Source organism: Mycolicibacterium brisbanense, assembly GCF_001570425.1.
GTDB lineage: Bacteria > Actinomycetota > Actinomycetes > Mycobacteriales > Mycobacteriaceae > Mycobacterium > Mycobacterium brisbanense.
In genome coordinates this window covers 142,780-161,721 of record NZ_BCSX01000064.1, presented here as the reverse complement: position 1 = coordinate 161,721, position 18,942 = coordinate 142,780, and the positions used below count along the sequence as shown (strand labels likewise).

21 protein-coding genes and 1 pseudogene are annotated in these 18,942 nt (G+C 65.4%); 13 read left to right on the top strand and 9 right to left on the bottom strand.

Features of this window, described 5'->3' with window-relative positions; all coding sequences use genetic code 11:
• The first annotated feature begins 61 nt into the window (after positions 1-61).
• Both RMCB_RS34960 and RMCB_RS36775 read left to right on the top strand, forming a co-directional pair.
• Complete coding sequence (locus RMCB_RS34960; RefSeq protein WP_072278609.1) at positions 62-259, top strand: DUF1737 domain-containing protein; 198 nt, start codon at positions 62-64, stop codon at positions 257-259.
• A gap of 144 nt (positions 260-403) precedes the next feature.
• Positions 404-535 (top strand): annotated as a pseudogene (locus RMCB_RS36775) (ABC transporter substrate-binding protein); the annotation flags it as partial.
• On the opposite strand, the gene RMCB_RS34955 reads toward RMCB_RS36775, so the two are convergent.
• Positions 536-1,042 (bottom strand): GNAT family N-acetyltransferase, encoded by a 507-nt coding sequence (locus tag RMCB_RS34955; protein WP_062832406.1) that lies wholly within the window; start codon positions 1,040-1,042, stop codon positions 536-538.
• A gap of 259 nt (positions 1,043-1,301) precedes the next feature.
• Between RMCB_RS34955 and RMCB_RS34950 the strand changes: the two genes are divergently transcribed.
• The 3 genes from RMCB_RS34950 to RMCB_RS34940 are packed head-to-tail and all read left to right on the top strand — an operon-like array spanning position 1,302 to position 2,825.
• Entirely contained in the window at positions 1,302-1,697 is a 396-nt protein-coding gene (locus tag RMCB_RS34950; protein ID WP_062832405.1) for a nuclear transport factor 2 family protein, read from the top strand.
• A gap of 32 nt (positions 1,698-1,729) precedes the next feature.
• Positions 1,730-2,194: a DUF3237 domain-containing protein gene (locus RMCB_RS34945; protein ID WP_072278608.1), complete on the top strand. Its 465-nt coding sequence runs from the start codon at positions 1,730-1,732 to the stop codon at positions 2,192-2,194.
• A gap of 34 nt (positions 2,195-2,228) precedes the next feature.
• Entirely contained in the window at positions 2,229-2,825 is a 597-nt protein-coding gene (locus RMCB_RS34940) for a TetR/AcrR family transcriptional regulator (RefSeq protein ID WP_062832404.1), read from the top strand.
• Between the two features lie 93 nt (positions 2,826-2,918).
• Here RMCB_RS34940 and RMCB_RS34935 read toward each other — a convergent pair whose 3' ends face one another.
• Positions 2,919-3,893: a hypothetical protein gene (locus RMCB_RS34935; RefSeq protein ID WP_131805615.1), complete on the bottom strand. Its 975-nt coding sequence runs from the start codon at positions 3,891-3,893 to the stop codon at positions 2,919-2,921.
• 367 nt (positions 3,894-4,260) lie between these two features.
• On the opposite strand from RMCB_RS34935, the gene RMCB_RS34930 reads away from it, so the two are divergent.
• From RMCB_RS34930 to RMCB_RS34920, 3 genes are all read left to right on the top strand, one after another.
• Positions 4,261-4,998 (top strand): SDR family oxidoreductase, encoded by a 738-nt coding sequence (locus tag RMCB_RS34930; protein WP_029368764.1) that lies wholly within the window; start codon positions 4,261-4,263, stop codon positions 4,996-4,998.
• A 157-nt stretch (positions 4,999-5,155) separates the two neighbouring features.
• Positions 5,156-5,755 (top strand): LysE/ArgO family amino acid transporter, encoded by a 600-nt coding sequence (locus RMCB_RS34925; protein WP_029371535.1) that lies wholly within the window; start codon positions 5,156-5,158, stop codon positions 5,753-5,755.
• Between the two features lie 80 nt (positions 5,756-5,835).
• Positions 5,836-6,717 carry a crotonase/enoyl-CoA hydratase family protein gene (locus tag RMCB_RS34920; RefSeq protein WP_062832402.1) on the top strand — a complete coding sequence of 294 codons (882 nt, stop codon included), beginning with the start codon at positions 5,836-5,838 and terminating at the stop codon, positions 6,715-6,717.
• Between the two features lie 18 nt (positions 6,718-6,735).
• Here RMCB_RS34920 and RMCB_RS34915 read toward each other — a convergent pair whose 3' ends face one another.
• Positions 6,736-7,485 (bottom strand): sulfite exporter TauE/SafE family protein, encoded by a 750-nt coding sequence (locus tag RMCB_RS34915; protein ID WP_062832474.1) that lies wholly within the window; start codon positions 7,483-7,485, stop codon positions 6,736-6,738.
• 84 nt (positions 7,486-7,569) lie between these two features.
• Between RMCB_RS34915 and RMCB_RS34910 the strand changes: the two genes are divergently transcribed.
• Complete coding sequence (locus RMCB_RS34910) at positions 7,570-8,328, top strand: AraC family transcriptional regulator (protein WP_062832475.1); 759 nt, start codon at positions 7,570-7,572, stop codon at positions 8,326-8,328.
• 125 nt (positions 8,329-8,453) lie between these two features.
• On the opposite strand, the gene RMCB_RS34905 is transcribed toward RMCB_RS34910, so the two are convergent.
• Positions 8,454-8,639, bottom strand: coding sequence for a hypothetical protein (locus RMCB_RS34905; RefSeq protein ID WP_062832401.1), 186 nt, complete (start codon positions 8,637-8,639; stop codon positions 8,454-8,456).
• A 290-nt stretch (positions 8,640-8,929) separates the two neighbouring features.
• On the bottom strand, positions 8,930-9,097 hold the full coding sequence (locus RMCB_RS36225; protein WP_087080689.1) for a hypothetical protein: 168 nt from the start codon (positions 9,095-9,097) through the stop codon (positions 8,930-8,932).
• A 298-nt stretch (positions 9,098-9,395) separates the two neighbouring features.
• Here RMCB_RS36225 and RMCB_RS34900 point away from each other — a divergent pair, with 298 nt between their 5' ends.
• The 3 genes from RMCB_RS34900 to RMCB_RS34890 all read left to right on the top strand — a co-directional run bounded on the left by RMCB_RS34900 (position 9,396) and on the right by RMCB_RS34890 (position 14,481).
• Positions 9,396-11,318 carry a flavin-containing monooxygenase gene (locus tag RMCB_RS34900; RefSeq protein ID WP_062832400.1) on the top strand — a complete coding sequence of 641 codons (1,923 nt, stop codon included), beginning with the start codon at positions 9,396-9,398 and terminating at the stop codon, positions 11,316-11,318.
• 2 nt (positions 11,319-11,320) lie between these two features.
• Positions 11,321-12,346 carry an alcohol dehydrogenase catalytic domain-containing protein gene (locus RMCB_RS34895; RefSeq protein WP_062832399.1) on the top strand — a complete coding sequence of 342 codons (1,026 nt, stop codon included), beginning with the start codon at positions 11,321-11,323 and terminating at the stop codon, positions 12,344-12,346.
• A 140-nt stretch (positions 12,347-12,486) separates the two neighbouring features.
• The gene (locus tag RMCB_RS34890; RefSeq protein WP_062832398.1) at positions 12,487-14,481 is read left to right on the top strand and encodes an MFS transporter; all 1,995 of its coding nucleotides are present in this window, start codon (positions 12,487-12,489) and stop codon (positions 14,479-14,481) included.
• Here the strand turns inward: RMCB_RS34890 and RMCB_RS34885 are convergent.
• Positions 14,478-14,921, bottom strand: coding sequence for a MarR family winged helix-turn-helix transcriptional regulator (locus RMCB_RS34885; RefSeq protein ID WP_062832397.1), 444 nt, complete (start codon positions 14,919-14,921; stop codon positions 14,478-14,480). The genes RMCB_RS34890 and RMCB_RS34885 overlap by 4 nt on opposite strands.
• Positions 14,922-15,038: 117 nt before the next feature.
• On the opposite strand from RMCB_RS34885, the gene RMCB_RS34880 reads away from it, so the two are divergent.
• Positions 15,039-15,458, top strand: a complete 420-nt coding sequence (locus RMCB_RS34880; protein WP_062832396.1) for an organic hydroperoxide resistance protein — start codon at positions 15,039-15,041, stop codon at positions 15,456-15,458.
• 79 nt (positions 15,459-15,537) lie between these two features.
• Here the strand turns inward: RMCB_RS34880 and RMCB_RS34875 are convergent, their stop codons facing one another.
• The 3 genes from RMCB_RS34875 to RMCB_RS34865 form a co-directional block, all read right to left on the bottom strand.
• A complete protein-coding gene (locus RMCB_RS34875; RefSeq protein ID WP_062832473.1) occupies positions 15,538-16,881 on the bottom strand; it encodes an APC family permease in 1,344 nt (447 codons plus the stop codon).
• Between the two features lie 11 nt (positions 16,882-16,892).
• Positions 16,893-18,455, bottom strand: coding sequence for an amidohydrolase (locus tag RMCB_RS34870; protein WP_062832472.1), 1,563 nt, complete (start codon positions 18,453-18,455; stop codon positions 16,893-16,895).
• A gap of 114 nt (positions 18,456-18,569) precedes the next feature.
• Positions 18,570-18,854 carry a hypothetical protein gene (locus tag RMCB_RS34865; RefSeq protein ID WP_062832471.1) on the bottom strand — a complete coding sequence of 95 codons (285 nt, stop codon included), beginning with the start codon at positions 18,852-18,854 and terminating at the stop codon, positions 18,570-18,572.
• Between the last annotated feature and the right edge of the window lie 88 nt (positions 18,855-18,942).

Below are 18,942 nucleotides of genomic sequence, written 5' to 3'. Positions count from 1 at the left end.
TGCCGATGATTTCGACGGGTGGACCGTACTCGGCGTGCTCGGACCATGCGACGCTGTGGGTATGGCTGATCGGTTGCCGCGTTACCGAGTGCTGACGGGCCCGGATGACGCGTTGTTCTGTCACCGGGTGAGTGCGGCTCTTGAACTAGGTTATGTCCTGCATCATGGGCCGACAGTGGCCTTCAACGGCACGAGTGTCATTGTCGCCCAAGCCGTGGTCTGGCCGCACAGCGGCGAACCTCCGGAAGACGTGCCCTAGGACGACGTCGTCCCGGCGTGCGGGCACCGTAGATCGGATCACGGTGGCCGAAATCGTGGCCGTCACCGCCCACTCTGGGTTCTGCTGGGAACGGCGTGGCGCGCAAACTCGGCGCGCCCGTCGCACCGCGGCCCGGCCTGCCAGGCGGTCCAACAAGCCGTCAACCACACCATCCAAAACGGCACGTATCGCAAATGACTGGACCGCTGGGGCCTCGGCAGCGAGGCCGTCGAGACTTCCGAGATCAACCCGCCCGGCCTGCCGAAGACCTCCTGATCACGCCGTGAGGTGCTTTTCGAAGGCGTGCGCACCGATCTGTTCGGCCGGTAGCGACCGGTCGTAGAGGGCCGTGTAGCCGGACGACAAATAGAGCGCCACCGCCTCGGGCTGCCGTGGTCCGGTAGTCAGATAGATTCTGCGATAACCACGTTCGCGGGCGATGCGTTCGAGTTCTGCAACGACACGTCTGCCGTAGCCGCGTTTGCGGTGTGCCGACGACGTCCAGATCCGTTTGAGTTCGGCCGTGGCCTCGTCATAGCGGCGGAAGGCGCCGCCGGCGACGGGCGTGGTACCGGCCAACGCCACGATCAATTCGCCTGCAGGAGGAATGAATTCATCGGCCGGGTAGGTGCGCAGATCACGGTATTCGGCACCGATCGACGTGCCGTATCGGGTGCCGTACTCCCAGCCGAGCTCATCGAGCAGCGGCGCAGCCAATGCATCATCCTGATGGACGGACACAAATCTGATCGGCTCGAGATCTGGCCCCAACGCCGCGGTCATTACCTCTGTCTCCTCGCTGCTGATACCGAACGATCCTCCGCGACAGTACAACGTGTGCGCGGCATCGATATTCTTCTCAAATTAGCGTGGTTCAAACGCTTACGCGCTGCGGTAACCATCGGCACCGCTTCCCAGGCGCGCCTCAGTGCGAATTGGCTGCCAGTTGCCCCAAGAACTCGAAACCGCCCATCTTCCCACTTGCATACCTTGGGTATGCAGTTCCATACTTGAGGTATGCAAGCATGACATTGGAGGACCCATGCACGTCTCGACCACCGACCCTGATCTCGCCACAATTGCCGACCGCTACTTCGCCGCATGGCGCAAACGCGACGCCGACGCGATCGTCGCCCTGCACACCGCCGATACCCAGTTCTGGATCCACCTCGGTACCGAGCCAGTCCACGGCCGCGACGCCGTTCGCGACACGATCGCCACACTTTTCGAACAGTTCCCGAACTTCGGCTTCACCGTGCATCGAGTGGTCTTCGCTGACGGTCACTGGGCACTCGATTGGACGGCCACGTTCGACGCACCGGACGGGGAAAAGCACGGTTTCGACTGTCTGGACCTTGTCGAGGTCACATCCGAGGGCCTCGTCGCCCGCAAAGACACGTTCATCGACTTCATCCAGATGCAGGAGCAGACCAAATGACCACCGTGACTGACGCCGCGTAGCTCCACGAGTTGCCCACACTTTCGGCACTGCCGGTCGAGCACATAGCCGATATGACTGTCGACCTGGAGCCAGTTCAACCCGTGACCACACCCGTCGGTAATCGAATGGTGTTCATCGTCAAGGGCGGCCATATCCACGGTCCGGCGATCTCCGGCGACGTGCTGCCGGGCGGCGGCGACTGGCTACTCGCCGGCAGCGACGGCATCGGCCGCGTCGACGCGCGCGCGACCATCAGGACCGACGATGGTGTGCTGATCGGCTATACCGCAGGCGGGCTCATTCAGGTGCCGGCAGATGGGTTGGCCCGCCTGGCCGCCGGCGAGCGGCTGATGTTCGGCGAGACGTATGTGCGGACGACACCCAAGTTCGAGACCGCCGACGAGCGTTACGCCTGGCTGAGCAAGATCGTCGCGGTCGGCTACAACCTGCTGTCGCCCAATCACGTCGATTACCGCATCTACAAGCTGTTGTAGCCGCGACGTGGGTAGCGGTCTATATCGTGGACTCATGCCGACCGTCGCCCGACGCACCCAGCAGCAGCGCAGAGAGGCGACCACGGCAGCTCTGGTCGCCGCCGCGCGCGAACTATTCGCCAGGGAGGGCTACGAAGCCACCTCGCTCGACGCGGTAGCCGCAGCGGCCGGAATGACCAAGGGTGCGGTCTATCACCATTTCGACAGCAAGCGTGAGCTGTTCGCGGCGACCTTCGAACAAGTGGCTTCCGACCTCGCCGAGATCGTCGGCGCGGCCTACGCGCGTAAGCGCGATTCCTGGCGGGCTTTCGAGGCCGGCTGCATCACGTTTCTGGAAGCGTGCCTGGACCCCGGCGTGCGCCAGATCATGCTCCTTGACGCCGAGGCCGCGTTGGGTTGGGAGCGCGTTCGCGAGCTCGAAAGCGGCATGCTGACAAGCAGTGCGACCGCCATCGCGAGAGCGATCGCCGAGGGGCGGATCGCTCGGCGCGATCCAGCGCCGCTGGCCCAGTTACTGTTCGGTGCGCTGTGTGAGGCCGCGATGGTGGTCGCCCGCGCCAGTGATCAACCCACCGCCCAGCGAGCTATCGTCAGCGAAATCCGCCGCATGCTGGGTGCGCTGGAGCTATAGCCGCGCTGGAGCGTGCACACTTGCGCGTCAAGCCCGGCCGGCAAGCAACGCACGCGGTCGTCGGCGAATTAGCGCCCGTCAGCTCGTAGTTCGTCACAGCAGGTGCGGCGCGACCCGTTGCAGGTATGCCAAGACATCTGGCCGCTTCGGCCGGACACCGACGGCGAAACGCACGGTCGTGAGTTCGTGGAACCGTTTCTCCGGGTCGATGGGCCAGTTGTAGTGTGCCGGCAGCGAGTTCCGTAGGCGCGTTGCGCGCAGGGTATCGGCCAGCACGAAGCGCAGCGCATTGATCTTCGTATGCGCGAGCGGGATGTCCACCGAACGGACCTGGGTGACATCGGTCCATTCCCACCGGCGCAAGGATGGGTCCTTGATCACCGGGAAGGTGACCCCATCCGCGTCGATCGCCGCGACCATATCGTGCCGAATGACCCTGCGCGCCAGCATCAGTACGAACCACAACACCACGACGCCGACCGGGCCCAGCAACAGTCCGAGCCCCCATAGGTATCCGGAGACGAACACCGCGGTGGCACCGACCACGAACAGCCCGCCGATGAGCACGTTGGCGGCCATGGTGATGATCAACTCACGGTTCCATGCGAACCGCACCTCCATAGGCGTTGTCGTGTCAGGTATTGGAGCCTCGATTGGCACGCGGCGTCGCCGCGCACCGGCCCGCCTGACGACGAGCATCGCTATCAGGGCGGCGCCGATCGCGATGGCGATGATGCCGACCACGATCCCCACATGGCCAGAATGGATTGCCTCGGAATGCATCTCGTTGCGGTCACGTACCTCAGCGCCCGCAACGGAGGTATGCACGCCGTCGCGTAGGAACAGCTCGGTGTGGGTTTTGGCGTACTGCGTCCAAGCGCATCCGTCCGCCGATGTCATCGGGGTGCCGTCGCACATCACCTCGGTTGACCGCAGACCGATCACAGCGCCGGTGACGATCAGCACGCCTGCCATCAGAGACAGCGACCCGAACGCCGAGACCGCGACGAAACTGAGCCGACGAGCCCAGGGCCGCCGTCCGTCCGGCGTCGCGTGCTGAGTTGTCACCGCTGCCACCGTGGAACGATCCACTCCCCGCCAGCCGTGCGCTCGTCGACGGCGCTATCGGTGCGGCCGGATTGGTTCAGGACCGTCGATGAAGGTGCGGGTCTGCGCATGGACGGATTATCTCCGGTGAAATCCGGATGATGCCGCTACAGGCGCTGCTGCGGTGGGGTCGCCGTCGACCGTCACCGTCTCATCGGCGAGTGCACGCGCTAGCGTCTTCAACTGACATACCGTCTACCCCACCGGCGCGCCTGCCAGCGCCATTCGGTCGTCTCTTCGATCACCTCGTCGGTAAACGGACGTCTGCCGAGACTCAAACTGAGCGAATAGATTGACGGTGTGCGGGCCTGGCCGATATGCCCGTGATGTGAAGAGTTTTCTTGCCGGTGACGCATTCGCTGATCGGACTGTCGTCCTCATCGGGGGCGGCACCGGAATCGGTTTCGCAGTTGCCAAATTGGTGGTATCCGGTGGAGGCGCGGTGATACTGGGCGGGCGTCGTGCCGGTGTGCTCGCCAAGGCCGCCGCACAGTTAGGCTCCTCGGCGACATGGCATGTTGTCGATACCGCCGACGATCACAGTGTGGAAGCCCTTTTCGCCCAGATTGACTCGGTCGACGGCATCTTCACCACCGCCGCCACCTACATCACCGGTTCAATGCGCGAACTCTCGATAGCCGACGCGGCCTCGCCCTTCGTCTCGAAGTTCTGGGGCCAGTACCGCATCGTCAAGGCCGCGTTGCCGGTACTGACAGCTGATGCCTCTATCGTCCTGATGGCGGGCGCGGCCAGTGTCCGGCCCGCCGGCGCCGCGCCTGCCTACGTCGCCGCCAACGCTGCGATCGAGGGACTGGCACGCGGATTGGCCGTCGAACTCGCGCCAGTACGCGTGAACGCGATATCGCCTGGCACCGTGGACGGCAACCTGTGGAATCAGCGGCCCCCGGCCGTGCGGCAGGCGGCGTTCGACCATTTCGTCAACGCCTCCACCATCGGGAGACTGGCGCGCGAGGATGAAATCGCGGCCGCCGTCGTTCACCTGCTCCTCAACAGCGCCACCACGGGCTCCACGCTCTATCCCGATGGAGGCTACAGCTTGCGTTGAAACACCGTGGTTCAGCTGCTGCCACAGAAGCCGATCCTCGTGACCACCTCATCAGCTCGGTGACACACTTTCATCTAGTGCCTGGGATAAGCCCCTCTAATGCCACCGAAGAAACATTAGCTGTACTGAATCAGTCGGTAGCCATACCTTCGTATGCATGGCCTCCCCCGTTCTGATCGGTTTTCTGACCGCAATGACGCTCATCGCGGCGATCGGCGCGCAGAACGCTTTCGTGTTGCGTCAGGGAATCCTTGGTGAGCACGTCGTCCCGGTCATCGCGGTGTGCGCGATCTCGGACCTGATCCTCATCGCGGCCGGCATCGCCGGCGTCGGCGCGTTGATCACCGCTCACCCCGATGCCGTGATGGTCGCCAAGTTCGGTGGCGCAGCGTTCCTGCTCGGATACGCCGCGTTGGCCGCCAAGCGGGCGTACCGGCCGTCGGCGCTCAACCCGTCGGAGAAGGCGCCGGCCCGCTTGGCCGAGGTGCTCATCACGTGTGCTGCACTGACATGGCTCAACCCCCACGTCTATCTCGACACCGTGGTTCTGCTCGGCTCGCTGGCGAATGAACAACACGAGCAGCGTTGGCTTTTCGGCGCAGGCGCCGTCGCGGCCAGTGGGGTCTGGTTCGTCAGCCTCGGGTTGGGCGCCCGCCGGTTGGCCGGGCTGTTCGCGACACCGTTGACGTGGAGAGTCCTCGATGGCGTCATCGCCGTCACCATGGCAGCACTGGGCGTGTGGATGGTGGTGTCCTGAGTCAACCGCGGGGGTCGCCGACGCGCTGAACCGCTCCTTGGGCAAGCTGGGTATCAACCGACCCCCGAGGAGGAACATCCGTGGATTTCACGACCATCCGGCACGAGCTCAGCGACGGCATCCTCACCGTCATTCTCGACCGCCCGGACAACCTCAACGCCTTCACCGTCGAGATGGCCGACGAACTGGAGCACACCTTCATCGCAGTCAACGATGACGACGCGGTCCGTGCCGTCATCGTGACCGGCGAGGGGCGGGCGTTCTGCGCCGGAATGGACTTGTCGAGTGAGGGCAACGTGTTCGGCCTCGACGAGTCGAAGTCACCGACGTTGGCCGACATGGCCGATCTCGACAACCCTGCGCTACGGAGGGTCCGCGATACGGGCGGCCGGGTGACGCTCGCGATCTATGCCTGCCGCAAGCCGGTGATCGCCGCCATCAACGGTGCCGCCGTGGGTATCGGCGCGACGATGACCCTGGCCATGGACGCGCGGTTGATGTCGACCAAGGCTCGCTTCGGACTGGTCTTCGGGAAGCTCGGTATCACCCCGGAGGCGTGTTCAACCTGGTTCCTGCCCCGGATCGTCGGTATGCCAACGGCTTTGGACCTGGTGTACCGCTCCGACATTCTCGCCGCCGACGCGGCCCGCGAGATCGGGCTGGTGCAGGCAGTTCACGAACCGGATGCCCTGCTCACCGAGGCACGGGCACTGGCCGATGCGTGGACGCGCGACCGCTCGCCGGTATCGGTGGCACTCATGCGGCAGATGCTCTACCGCAATTCGGCCGAGCCACACCCGGTCGACGCTCACCGGGTGGACTCGCTGGCGATGTTCTACACCAGCATCGGTGACGGCCACGACGGCGTGCAGGCCTTCCTGGAGAAGCGCCCCGCGCAGTTCATCGGTAGGGCCTCCGAAATGCCGCCGTTCTACGAAGATTGGGTTGAGGGTCGCCCGTAGCCCAATATTGGCCGAGGGTTAACTGAGCGCGGCCAGTGTCATCGCGACGGTCACCGTCGCGATCAGCCCAAGATAGGTCACGGCATGGACGCGGTCAGGCATCGTGAGCCTGCAGCGCCGCACGATGACTACGACCGGGGTGGCACCGAGCAGCAGTGCCGCCGCAGCCGTCACGTCGACCGAGGCGATCAGCGGCACGACCGCGAACGCGGTGATGGCCAGCGTCATCGGATTGGCCAGAGCCGTCGCCGACTCCATGGAGTGACCGGCCCGACGCATCAGGGGGACCGTGAGCACACTGCCACCTACGCCGAGAAACGCTGCCACGGTGCCAATCGGAATCCCATATGCCGCTGGGATTCTGCGAGGTTCGGCGCACTCGCCGACAGGTCGCAGGAAGCCCGGCCGTCTGACGGCATCGACGAGTGTGCCGCCGAGGTAGATCACGAAACCCCACTGCCCGACGACGGCCGGGGCGCACCGGGCCGCCACGCCACCGAGCGCCCCACCCACCCCCAGCAACAGCAGCAGAGCACCGCCACCGCGAAGGCCGGAAAGGATGTCGCGGCGGGTCGATACGGTGGCGATCGCCGATGAGGCGAAAACCACCACAGCCGATGTTGCGACCGCGATGCGCATCGCGTCCGGGCCGGCTGCGGCGTCGGCCCACACGATGACGGGGACGGTGACAAAGCCGCCCCCGAAGCCGAACAACACGGTCGTGATTCCCGAGACCACGCCGATCGAGACCAGGATTGCGAAAGTCACGGTCTCAGACAACCGTCTGCGGCCATCCGCCGACAATCGATAGTCGGCGAACAATCTTCGAGTTTCGGACGTATGCTGGGCGGCGTGCGCAATGTCGCAGCCGATGATGTGGACGACGTACCGCGGGCGGTACTGCCGGTCGGTACCGACTATCCCGACGGTTTCGTACTGGACTGGCATTCACATCGGCGTGCCCAATTCCTACACAGCGCGACCGGCGTGATGGTGGTCGAAACACGCGACGGCACCTGGACGGTGCCGACCGACCTCGGGGTGTTGATACCGCCGGGCGTTCAGCACCTGATGCGCACCCGGGAGGTAAGTACGCGCAGTCTCTACATCGAACCTGAAGCAGTGCCGTGGTGGCCGCACAGATGCATGGTCGTGGAAGTGACACCGCTGCTGCGTGAATTGCTCTTGGTTGCAGCGGAATTCGACGCCGACTACGACACGTCCGGACGCGAGGGCGCGGTCACCACACTACTGTTGCACGAGATCGCGGCGCTGACGCCCGTCGCGCTCCATGTGGCACTCCCAAGTGCACCGGATCTCGCCGCACTGTGCCGCGATTACCTCAGCGCACCGGACGTACGAATTGGCAACGCGCAGTGGGCCGCACGCGTGAATCTCGGCGAAAGAGCCTTCACCCGTCGGTTCCGCTCCGAATTGGGGATCAGCCCCGCCGCGTGGCGCCGACGTGCGCGATTGCTCGCCGCCGTACCACTGCTCCGCGGAGCCACCGTCACCGAGGTGGCGAGTCACCTCGGGTATGCGACACCGGCAGCCTTCACCGCGGCGTTTACCGCCGAGTTCGGAATACCGCCGTCGCGCATGTTCAGGTAGCCGAGACAGGTCGAGGCTCTTGCCTACACGCGTGGGCCAGGGTGATCCGAGAGCCGCGCGAATCCAGCGGAGCAACCGCATAATCCCGCAACCCGCCTCAGGAGGAGCGAGATCACCTCAAAGTGTCAGCCGGCGTTGCGAAGTCGGGCAACATCGTGTTGGGCACATCCGATGCGGTCAGCCGCTTCAGCGATCGAAAGCGCTGGGTTCAATAGGATCTGCATCTCCTCGGGCGAGAACGTGGGCTCGGCATCCCAGGGCGCCTCGTCCCACCCCGCATCACTGAAGCCGGAAAACAGCTCATCCGTCATGACAATCCCCTACGAAAAACGACATTCGACAAGGCGCGCCTTTGCCCTTCTCGTGTGATCCGATCGTACCGCCATCGATGCACGTCTTCCGCGTGTCGAATGCAATGCGGAGAACAGCCAAGATCCGTGTACGTCGCACCCCGCTGACGCATTAGGTGGGCGTCGCTGATGCGAGCAGACAATTGCCAGCTTTGCTGGTTCAGCCGGTTCGCCAAGAGTGGCCCTAGGACGGGTGGCCGACGCAAAAAGGAGGGGCACCCGGCGTGGGTGCCCCTCCCGTGTGTCGTGGGTCAGCGGCCGTCGCCGAATACGGAGGTGACGCTGCCGACGGTGGCCTGATGCTGAATGTCGTGGACCCACTGGTTGTGGGTGACATCGGCCTGAGCAGGCGCAGCCAAGCCGAAGACCGCGGTCGCAAAGCCGGCAACGATGGCGCTGGCAAATCCAAACTTCTTCATTTCGAAGCCCTTCTCTTCAGAGTTCGAGCCGTGGCGGTGATGTCGCGGTTCGGATGTCGGTCCACCGGTTTGGGGGATTCCTCGCCGGTCTGACTGCCTCAACGCAGTGCTCAGCGGCTTAATTCCGCTGGCAGAAATTGACCGCCGGTTGGCAGCAATCAATCGTTTTTGCGTCACCTTCGGCGGTGGAGACGGTGACGCCGGGCCGACGGCAGGGCAAACGCTGGACGGACGCGGGACAGACCACGACCGCATTACCCCTTGTCCCATAACGCTACGAGCAGTAGCGTAACTCGCCGTGACGCGAAGCTTCCATGCCGGCCGGCCCTTCACGACCCCGACGGCCGACATCGCTGCCGCGCTCGAGCAGGTCAGCATTCCGACACTGCTGCTGTCGCTGGTGCACCTCACCGGCGACCCGCGCTTCATCCGCGACTTCAAACAGGCCGGCTTGTTCCTCAACGAAGTCCAGGGCTTCATGAGCGAAGAGGACAAGGCCCGCGCCCGCGCCGAGGCGCTGCCGGTGATCGCCGACTATCGCGACCGCGGCTGCCCCGTCCCTGATCCACTGCCCGACGACCTGGTCCGGGAGATGCTCGACTGGGCGGCCTGCGAGCCGGTCGACGCCGACAACCTGCCTCTGGTTCTCGAGGAGCTCGATCTTGAGGGTGCCGACCCGCGACGGCCTGCCCGTCTGGATCCGCAGCGGGTCAAGGACTTTCACGTCATCGTCGTCGGCTGCGGAGAATCGGGCGTGCTGGCCGGCATCCGGCTCAAGCAGGCCGGCCTGCCGTTCACCATCGTGGAGAAGAACGCCGGCCCCGGCGGAACGTGGTGGGAGAACAGCTATCCCGGCGCCCGGGTGGACGTCGCCAATCATTTCTACTGCTACAGCTTCGAACCCAGCAATCGCTGGGACCATTTCTTCGCCGAGCAGCCCGAGCTGCGTCAGTACTTCCAAGACGTGGTGGCCCGCCACGAACTGAGTCCGCACATCCGGTGGAACACCGAGGTGGTGTCCGCTGCCTGGGACGGCGAGATGTGGAATGTCACCGTCCGGACGCCCGACGGCACCGAGACGCTGAAAGGCAACGCGGTGATCACCGCCGTCGGCCAGCTGAACCGACCCTACCTACCCCAATTCCCAGGCGCGGCAACGTTCAACGGCCCGTCGTTTCACTCCGCGGCCTGGGATCACGACGTCGACCTCACGGGTAGGCGGGTCGCGCTGATCGGCGCGGGCGCCAGCGGTTTTCAGATCGCGCCGGCCATCGCACACCAGGTCGCCCACCTCACGGTGTTCCAGCGCACGGCGCAATGGATGTTCCCGAACCCGATGTACCACGAACCGGTCGGCGACGGCGTCCGCTGGACGATGGAGCATCTGCCGTATTACGGTCGCTGGTACCGGTTCCTGCTGATGTGGCCCGGCGCCGACAAAGGTCTCGACGCCGCGCGGGTTGACCCGGACTACACCGATCAGGACAACGCGGTCAGCGACATCAACGCCATCGCCCGGGTGATGTTCACCGACTGGATCACCACCCAGGTCGGCGACGACCCCGCTCTGCTGGCCAAGGTGCTGCCCGACTATCCGGCCACCGGCAAGCGCACCCTGCAGGACAACGGCAGCTGGCTGAGCACGCTCAAGCGCGACAACGTCGAGCTGGTGCGCACCCCGATCGAGAAGATCACGCCGAGCGGGGTCGTCACCACAGACGGAACGACACGTGACGCCGATATCATCGTGTACGCCACCGGTTTTCGGGCCACCGAGGTGTTGTTCCCGATGACCATCACCGGCCGTGACGGTATCGATCTGCACGAGGTGTGGGGTCAGCGCCCGTATGCTTACCGCGGTATCACGGTCCCCGGCTTCCCCAACTTCTTCATGACGTACGGGCCGGGGACCCACCTCGCGCACGGCGGCAGCCTGATACTCAACTCCGAGTTGCAGATGCACTACATCGACCAGTGCCTGGCCCATCTGGTCAACAACGGCATGCGGGCCATGGAGCCGCTGCCCGAGCCCACCCGCGCCTGGCACGAGCGGTCACAGCAGGCCATCCGGCGGACCGTGTGGGCGCATCCGTCGATCAAGCACTCGTATTTCAAGAACGCCGACGGCGAGATCCACACCGTGAGCCCCTGGCGGCTCAGCGAATACCGTTGCGCCATCGACGAACCCGTGTGGTCGGACTACAAGTTTCAGGAGGCGTGAGTATGCGAGCAGTGGTCGTCGACAGCTCCGGTCAGGTCAGCGTCGTCACGCGGCCCGATCCTGCGCTGCCCGGCCCCGACGGTGCCGTCGTCAAGGTGGACGCCGCCTCGATCTGCGGCTCTGACCTGCACTTCCTGGAGGGCCACTACCCGATCTTCGAACCGGTCGGCATCGGGCACGAGGCCGTGGGAACGATCGTCGAACTGGGTTCAGACGTCACGACTTTCGCCGTCGGCGACCGGGTACTGGTGTCCTCGGTGGCCGGCTGCGGCCACTGCGCGGGATGCGCCACGCTCGATCCCATCCGGTGCGTCCACGGCCCGCAGATCTTCGGCAGCGGTGTCCTCGGCGGCGCGCAGGCCGAGTTTCTCGCGGTGCCCGCCGCGCAGTTCCAGCTCCTTGCCCTGCCCGACGGCATCAGCACCGAGCAGGCCCTGCTGCTCACCGATAATCTGGCCACCGGCTGGGCCGCTGCCAAACGGGCCGACATCCCGATTGGCGGTACCGTCGCGGTGATCGGTCTGGGCGCGGTCGGCATGTGTGCAGTGCGTAGCGCGCTAACCCTGGGTGCGGCAAGGGTTTTCGCCGTCGACCCGGTGAAGGCGCGGCGCGAGCGCGCGGAATCGTGGGGTGCGATCGGGGTCACACCGCCGTCGGCGCAACCCGTCCGGGAAGCCACCGGCGGTCTCGGCGCCGATGCGGTGATTGACGCCGTCGGCTCCGACGCCTCGATCAACGATGCGATCGAGTCGGTGCGCACCGGTGGCACGGTCTCGATCGTCGGCGTGCATGATCTGCAGCCGTATCCGATGCCGGCGCTGGCCTGCCTGATTCGTAGCCTCACCATCCGACTGACGACCGCTCCGGTGCAACAGACCTGGCCTGAGCTGGTGCCGCTGCTGCAGGCCGGCCGTCTCGACCTGGACGGCATCTTCACCACATCCTTCCCGCTGGACGCGGCGGCCGACGGCTACGCGGCAGCGTTCGCCCGCTCCGGCGAGCACCTGAAGATCAGGCTCGACCCGTAACTGCGCGTGATCCGCACCACACGGGAATAAATCGGGCACCCCAATCGGTTCCACGGGGTCGTGTGTAAACCGAACCCGACTGCTGACTGCTTGCGCCCGGTGCGACCTCGCCAGACGACAGACACGGACGGGCTCGGCTGATGCGTCAGGGTCCGCTGGCGGGGCGCTATCCCGCGGTGGCCGCGATGGTCACCCTGGCACTGATCCCCTATCTGGCGTTGTCGGCGGCGATGGATCCGCTGGTGCCCATCATTTCCGAGCAACTGCACATGTCGGCGCAGGCCATGAGCCTGAGTTCGGGCCTGGGTAACGCCGCGTACGCCGTGGGGACGGTCCTGGCGGTCCAGTTCGCTCAGCACCTGCCCCAGCGCCGAATGATGCTCGTGTATGCGGTGCTGCTCGTCGTGGGTTCGGTGACAGCCGCGGCGGCGCAGAACGGCGGCATGCTCATCTGCGGGCACGTATTGCAAGGTCTGGCCACCAGCATGCTGCTGATCGCCGCGGCGCCCCCGCTGACCATCGGGTTCCCGAGGGAGAACCTCCGGCATACCGCCGTGATCATGAACATGTGCGTGTTCGGGGCGGTGGCGCTCGGCCCGTTCATCGGTGGTGTTCAGGCCGAATCCCACGCCTGGCGGCCACTGTTCTGGATCATCGCCGCGATCGCTCTGGTGGCTCTGGTGATGGCCGCCTTGACGTTCGAAGACGCGCCGCCTGCCGATCTCGATGCGCCGCGCGACCTGACGGCTATCGGCCTGGCCTCGGTCGGCTGTGCTGCGGCCTTCGTCGGCGCGTCGCAGCTGACCAGCCATGGTTTCGCCGACTTGGCGGTGAGCGCACCGATGCTGGGCGGGCTGGCGTTGATCGTGGTCTTGATCGTCTATCAGTTCCGGGCCCGCCGGCCATTGCTGACGATCCGGACGATGCTCACCAGTTCGATCCCGGTCGCGGGCGTCGGAGTCGCACTGTTCGCCGCGGCCGCATCGGTGGCGGCCACCGCGCTGACCGCCGAGGTCTTCCTCCAGACGTTCAGCCCGGTGCAGGTCGGGCTGATCTATCTGCCCGAACTGGGCGGAGCCGTCGTCATGGCGTTTGTGTTCGGATTCGTCATATCGCGCAAGGCGATGCACTACCTGCCGCTGGTGGGCATGGCCTTGCTCGCCGCCGGGATCTTGCTGTTCCGGATGGCGCTGCCCGCCAATCAGCCGCTGGCGCTGGTCGCGTCGGCTTTGACCGGGCTCGCGTTGGGCGCCACGGTTGCCCCGGCATTGTTTGTCGCAGGCTTCTCGCTGCAGTCCAACAGCCTGCAACGCGTGTTCGCGATCATCGAATTGTTGCGTGCTGTCGCCGCTTTCATGGTCGCCCCGATCTTCGCGTATTTCGCGGCGTCAGCCTCGGGCGGTTTGACCCAAGGAACCGACGACGCACTGTGGATCGGATTCTGGCTCGCTGTCGGTGGTGCGGCCTTCGGGGTTGTCGTCTACGCGCTCAGCGGAGCCCGGCCCCAGGCCCCGGACCTCAACAGGTTCCTCGACGGTGACTCTCCGGCCTGGTATTCGCCGCCGCTTCTCGCCCGGATCCGTCGTAACCTGCATTCGCCCGTCGTCACCGAACGTGCGCCCGTGTTGGCGCCCGAGCCGGACGGTGCCTCGACTTCCAACGGTCCGGTGCTGTTCGCGTACGACGGCTCCGAGCGTGCGGCATGCGCGATCCGGCAAGCCGCAGCCCAGTTGTCGGCGCTGCGGGATGCAGTTGTGGTCTGCGTGTGGCAGCCCGTCGACGTGGGCTTCATCCCCACCGGGGCCGGGCATTTCGACGCCGACCAGGCCGCCGAGGTGCGAAGGGCCGCCGAACAGACCGCCGCCCACGGAGCGCGCCTTGCCGACGCGGCCGGATTCTCAGCACGCAGCGTGGCGATCGAAGCGGCGCCGACGTGGAAGGGCATCATCCAGGCCGCCGACCGCCACCATGCCAGCCTGATCGTGATCGGCCCACATCGGCGCAGCGGCTGGCTCGGACATTTCGAGGGCAGCGTCGCCGCCTCAGTCGTCGCGCACTCCTCCACGCCCGTGCTCGTCGTCCCCGAACAAGCCGGCGCTCCCGTGAGTCCCGAGTTCGCGCGCAGCCACGGCTAGCTGTTCTCTTGCGCGTGCCCGCGCAGGTTGTCGCGGAGTTTGACGACGCCACGCTGCATGGCGCGGAACTCCTCGGGCTCCAGACCGGTGGCCGCGACGAGATCCATCTCGAGGCCCTGCTGACGAAGCTTGCGGCCGGCGTCGGTGAGACTGACGACCACCTGCCGTTCGTCGTTGGGGTCACGTTCGCGCGTGAGATAGCCCATCGTTTCAAGCTTTTTCAGAATCGGCGTCAGCGTGTTCGATTCGAGAAACAGCTTCTCGCCGAGGCTTCCGACGGTCTGATGGTCTTGCTCCCACAAGGCCACGATCGCAATGTACTGCGTGTAGGTGACGCCGAGCTTCTCCAGGATGGGCTTGTAGGCCTTGCCGTAGGCCAGGTTGGCCGAATAGATGGCAAAGCACAGGAAGTCGGAGAGCTGCGGGGTGTCTTTCCTCACGATCCCGATTATATCGGATCCGATTCAATCGGATGGGATGACAAACGGTCTGCGCGCCGTTAGTATCAGGCGAGTCCGATTAGATCGGATCCGATCAAACAGAACCGGGAGACTTTCATGACCGCACAGACCGCCAACGTCGTCTACACCGCCAAGACGCACACCACCGGCGGGCGCCAGGGCGAGTCCTACAGCTCGGACGGGAACCTCGACATCCAGCTGACCCCTCCGGGTGGCAACGGCGCAGGCACCAACCCCGAGCAGCTGTTCGCCGCGGGATGGTCGGCCTGCTACCTCAGCGCCATGGGTCTGGTCGCCGGCCAGCACAAGGTCAAGCTGCCTGCGGACACCGCAGTCGACGCCGAGGTCGACCTGATCAACTCCGACGGCGGGTTCTCCCTGCAGGCGCGCCTCAACGTCAGCGTTCCAGGGCTCGATCGCGAACTCGCGCAGACGATCGCCGACGAGGCACACCAGGTCTGCCCCTACTCGAAGGCCACCCGCGGCAACATCGACGTCATCATCACGGTGGTCTGACCGCATCAGTCGAATGGCCACTTGCTGCACGCTTTTTCGTCATGCGTGTGCAGCAAGTGGCCATTCGCGTAGCTGAGTGCTACTCCTTCATGTCCATCACGGGCGTCGGTCGGGTGAAGCCCCGGGTAACTCCCAGCAACCACACGAAACCGACGGCAAGCCAACACATTCCGATGATCAAGGCAGTCGCGGACAGGCTCGTCCACAACCACACTGTCAACGCGAAACCGATCAGGGGCAACACCAGGTTGTTGATCACGGCCCCGCCGCTGCGCTCACGATGATCGAGGAAATAGTGCTTGATCACCGACAGGTTGACCGCCGAAAAGGCCATCAGCGCACCGAAACTGATCAGCGAGGCGAGAGTCTCCAGCTGGATCACGACAGCGAGCAGCGACACCGCCGACACCACCAGGATCGCATAGATCGGGGTGAGGTACTTGTGCGACAGCTTGCCGAACACAGGTCGCGGCAGGATGCCGTCGCGGCCCATCGCGTAGAGGATGCGCGCCACCGAAGCCTGCGATGTCAGCGCCGAGCCCAGCGCTCCCGCGACATAGGCCGAAGTGAAGAACACCACGAGGAACTTGCCCCCGGCGGCCGACACCACGTCCAGCGAGCCCGAATCGACATCGGCGAACTTGTTCGACGGGAACACCAGCTGCGACAGATAGGACAGCACGATGAAGATCAGGCCCGAGGCCAGCGTCGCGATCATGATCGCCCGCGGCACAGACCGTTTCGGGTCCTTTGCCTCCTCGGACAGGGTCGACACCGCGTCGAAACCGAGGAACGACAGGCACAGCACCGCAGCACCGGCGAATATCGGCCCGGCACCGGGCGCGGTCCCGTCACCGCGGAACGGTGCCGCCAGATCGAGGGAGCCGGCCTTGGTCACCGTCACGACCGACAGCACCACGAAGACGACGATGAAGATGGTTTGGGCGGCGATGATGACGAAGTTGGTCCGGTTGACCGAGACGATGCCGATGATGTTGAGCACGGTCACCAGGGCGATGGAGGCCACCACCCATACCCATGCGGGAACCGCGGGCAGGGCCTGCTCCAAGTAGATGCCGATCACCAGATAATTGATCATCGGCAGGAACAAGTAGTCGAGCAGCAGCGACCAGCCGCCCAGGAAGCCGATCGGGGCACCAAAAGACTTCTGCGCGTAGGTATATGCCGAACCTGCCACCGGATACGCCGCCGACATCCTGGCATACGACCGGGCGGTGAACACCATGGCCGCGAGCGTGACGACGTAGGCCAGCGGCACACGGCCACCGGTGGTCTGGGTGACGATGCCGTAGGTGGTGAACACCGTGAGCGGCACCATGTACACCAGGCCGAACAACACCAGGGACGGTAAGCCCAGTACGCGGTTGAGGTGGTCCTCCGCCTCGGATGTCGTTGGGGTCATCGCGTTGCCTTTCACCTCGCGGCCGAATAGACCGGCCGGCCTTGTAGATAGGTGGCGCGCACCCCCAGTGCCGGAAGATCCAGCGGCGATACCGTCCGCGGATCACGCTCCAGCCACACCAGATCCGCGCTGGCGCCCGGCGCGATCCGGCCCCAATCATCCTCGGCGAAGGCCTGATACGCCACTGCTGCGGTATACGAGGCCAGCGCGGGTTCCAGCGGCAGAATCTCCTCGGGAGTCCAGCCGCCCGCGGGCTCCCCCGCCGCGGTGCGCCGCGACACCGCCACGGCGATGCCGTCCAGCGGAGCGCCCGACGACACCGGCCAGTCGGAGCCGAATGCCAATGCCGCACCGGAGTTTTCCAGTGTGCGCATGCGATACTGCTGATCCGAGCGTGCCGGACCGAGCCGCGGGATGGTCAGCACTGTCATCAGCGCATCCATCTGCGCCCACAGCGGCTGCATGTTCGGTATCACGCCCAGCTCCGCGAACCGGCCGATATCGGCGTCGTCCACCAGCTGAGCATGCGCGATGACAGGCCTGCGGTCGCGCGGACCATTGTGTCGCACAACGTATTCGATGGCATCGAGAGCCTGCCGGACTGCGGCGTCACCGATCGCGTGGATATGGATCTGCAGGCCCAGATCGTCGACCTGTCGCGCAGCCTCCGCGAGGGAATCGCCTTCCCACAACTGCATGCCGTGGTTATGCAGACCCGAGCAATACGGCTCAAGCAGGGCGCCCGTCTCGTTCTCCACGACCCCGTCGGCGAAGAACTTCACGGTCTGCGCTGTCAGCAACGGCGAGCCCGCGGACCGCACCCGGGCCACGGCATCGGCGTAATGCGTTACCTGCGAGTCGAAATGCCGCGGATCGGCATAGAAGGCAAGGTTGAAGCGCATCCGGAGGGCGCCCTGATGGGCTGCCGCGAGGTAGGTTTCCACGTCCCCGGGTTCGACCCAGGCATCCTGCACCCACGTGACCCCGCGGGCCAGGTAATAGTCGGCAGCGGTGCCGAGCGCGGCGACCCGCACCGCCTCGTCACGGACCGGCATCACCGCGGCGACCAGGTCGGTCGCGCCCCACTCACGCAGCGTGCCCAGCGGGGAACCGTCGTCGCGGCGGGGGATCTCACCCAGCACCGGCTCCGGGGTGTCGGCGGTGATCCCGGCCCGCTCCAGTGCGACCGAGTTGACCCACATGGTGTGGTAGTCCCACGCCCGCAGCACGACCGGCCGATCCGGAACGGCCGCGTCGAGCCAGCGCGCGTCGAACAGCCCACCGGGGGCCAGGCTGCCGTCGTAGGACGCCCCGACGATCCACTCCTGCTCGGGATGCGCTGCGGCATAAGTCTTTACCGCCGTCACGATCTCGTCGATCGACTTGCACGGCCGCACCGCGGGCCCCGCCGACTCCAGACCACCGTAGAGCGGGTGAGCGTGTCCGTCACCGAACGACGGCATCAGAAAGCCGCCCTCCAGGTCGACCTGCTCGTCGGCGGTGTGTTCTCGCGCCTGGTCTCCGATCGCCTGCACGACACCGTCGGAGACGAGTAACGCATCTGTTGTTGTCATCGGAGTCCAGATCACTCCACCGTGGAACAGGGTCAGCACGGACGTGCACACTACGCCCGGACCTGCCGTGCCCGTGGAGTTATCGGGAGGGCGTGTCCGCTGTGTGGAACGACGCTACCGGCCCGGACGGATCGGGCGGATGCCTCCACCGTCCCAACCGTTGTCTCCACCACCGATGATGATGTTGAGACCACCGGTGTCGCAGTACCAGTCGAGCTCGCACGGATACGGGTAGTACGGGCCCGCGGTCGGCGGCTCCGGGCCGCCGCCGCGCACAGTCCCCTGCGCACACACCGTGGAGCCGCCGGCATCGACACAATCAGCCGCGGCCGGCGGGGCCACCGTGACGGCAACCGGAAGAGCCAGCCCGAACATGGCGAACAGCACCCTGCGCCGCATCATGGGGATGAGGATACGGCCACCCGGACCCAAATATTCGCTGTCGACAATAGGACGTCAGCCGTGACACGGCACACGGCAACCATCT

Bases quoted from the DNA above. Each gene is read 5' to 3' on its own strand.
- RMCB_RS34865 (WP_062832471.1), bottom strand. From the start codon at position 18,854: ATGCGGCGCAGGGTGCTGTTCGCCATGTTCGGGCTGGCTCTTCCGGTT.
- RMCB_RS34925 (WP_029371535.1), top strand. From the start codon at position 5,156: ATGGCCTCCCCCGTTCTGATCGGTTTTCTGACCGCAATGACGCTCATC.
- RMCB_RS36225 (WP_087080689.1), bottom strand. From the start codon at position 9,097: ATGAAGAAGTTTGGATTTGCCAGCGCCATCGTTGCCGGCTTTGCGACC.
- RMCB_RS34950 (WP_062832405.1), top strand. From the start codon at position 1,302: ATGCACGTCTCGACCACCGACCCTGATCTCGCCACAATTGCCGACCGC.
- RMCB_RS34940 (WP_062832404.1), top strand. From the start codon at position 2,229: ATGCCGACCGTCGCCCGACGCACCCAGCAGCAGCGCAGAGAGGCGACC.
- RMCB_RS34955 (WP_062832406.1), bottom strand. From the start codon at position 1,042: ATGACCGCGGCGTTGGGGCCAGATCTCGAGCCGATCAGATTTGTGTCC.
- RMCB_RS34905 (WP_062832401.1), bottom strand. From the start codon at position 8,639: ATGACGGATGAGCTGTTTTCCGGCTTCAGTGATGCGGGGTGGGACGAG.
- RMCB_RS34870 (WP_062832472.1), bottom strand. From the start codon at position 18,455: ATGACAACAACAGATGCGTTACTCGTCTCCGACGGTGTCGTGCAGGCG.
- RMCB_RS34880 (WP_062832396.1), top strand. From the start codon at position 15,039: ATGACCGCACAGACCGCCAACGTCGTCTACACCGCCAAGACGCACACC.
- RMCB_RS34875 (WP_062832473.1), bottom strand. From the start codon at position 16,881: ATGACCCCAACGACATCCGAGGCGGAGGACCACCTCAACCGCGTACTG.
- RMCB_RS34960 (WP_072278609.1), top strand. From the start codon at position 62: ATGGCTGATCGGTTGCCGCGTTACCGAGTGCTGACGGGCCCGGATGAC.
- RMCB_RS34890 (WP_062832398.1), top strand. From the start codon at position 12,487: ATGCGTCAGGGTCCGCTGGCGGGGCGCTATCCCGCGGTGGCCGCGATG.
- RMCB_RS34895 (WP_062832399.1), top strand. From the start codon at position 11,321: ATGCGAGCAGTGGTCGTCGACAGCTCCGGTCAGGTCAGCGTCGTCACG.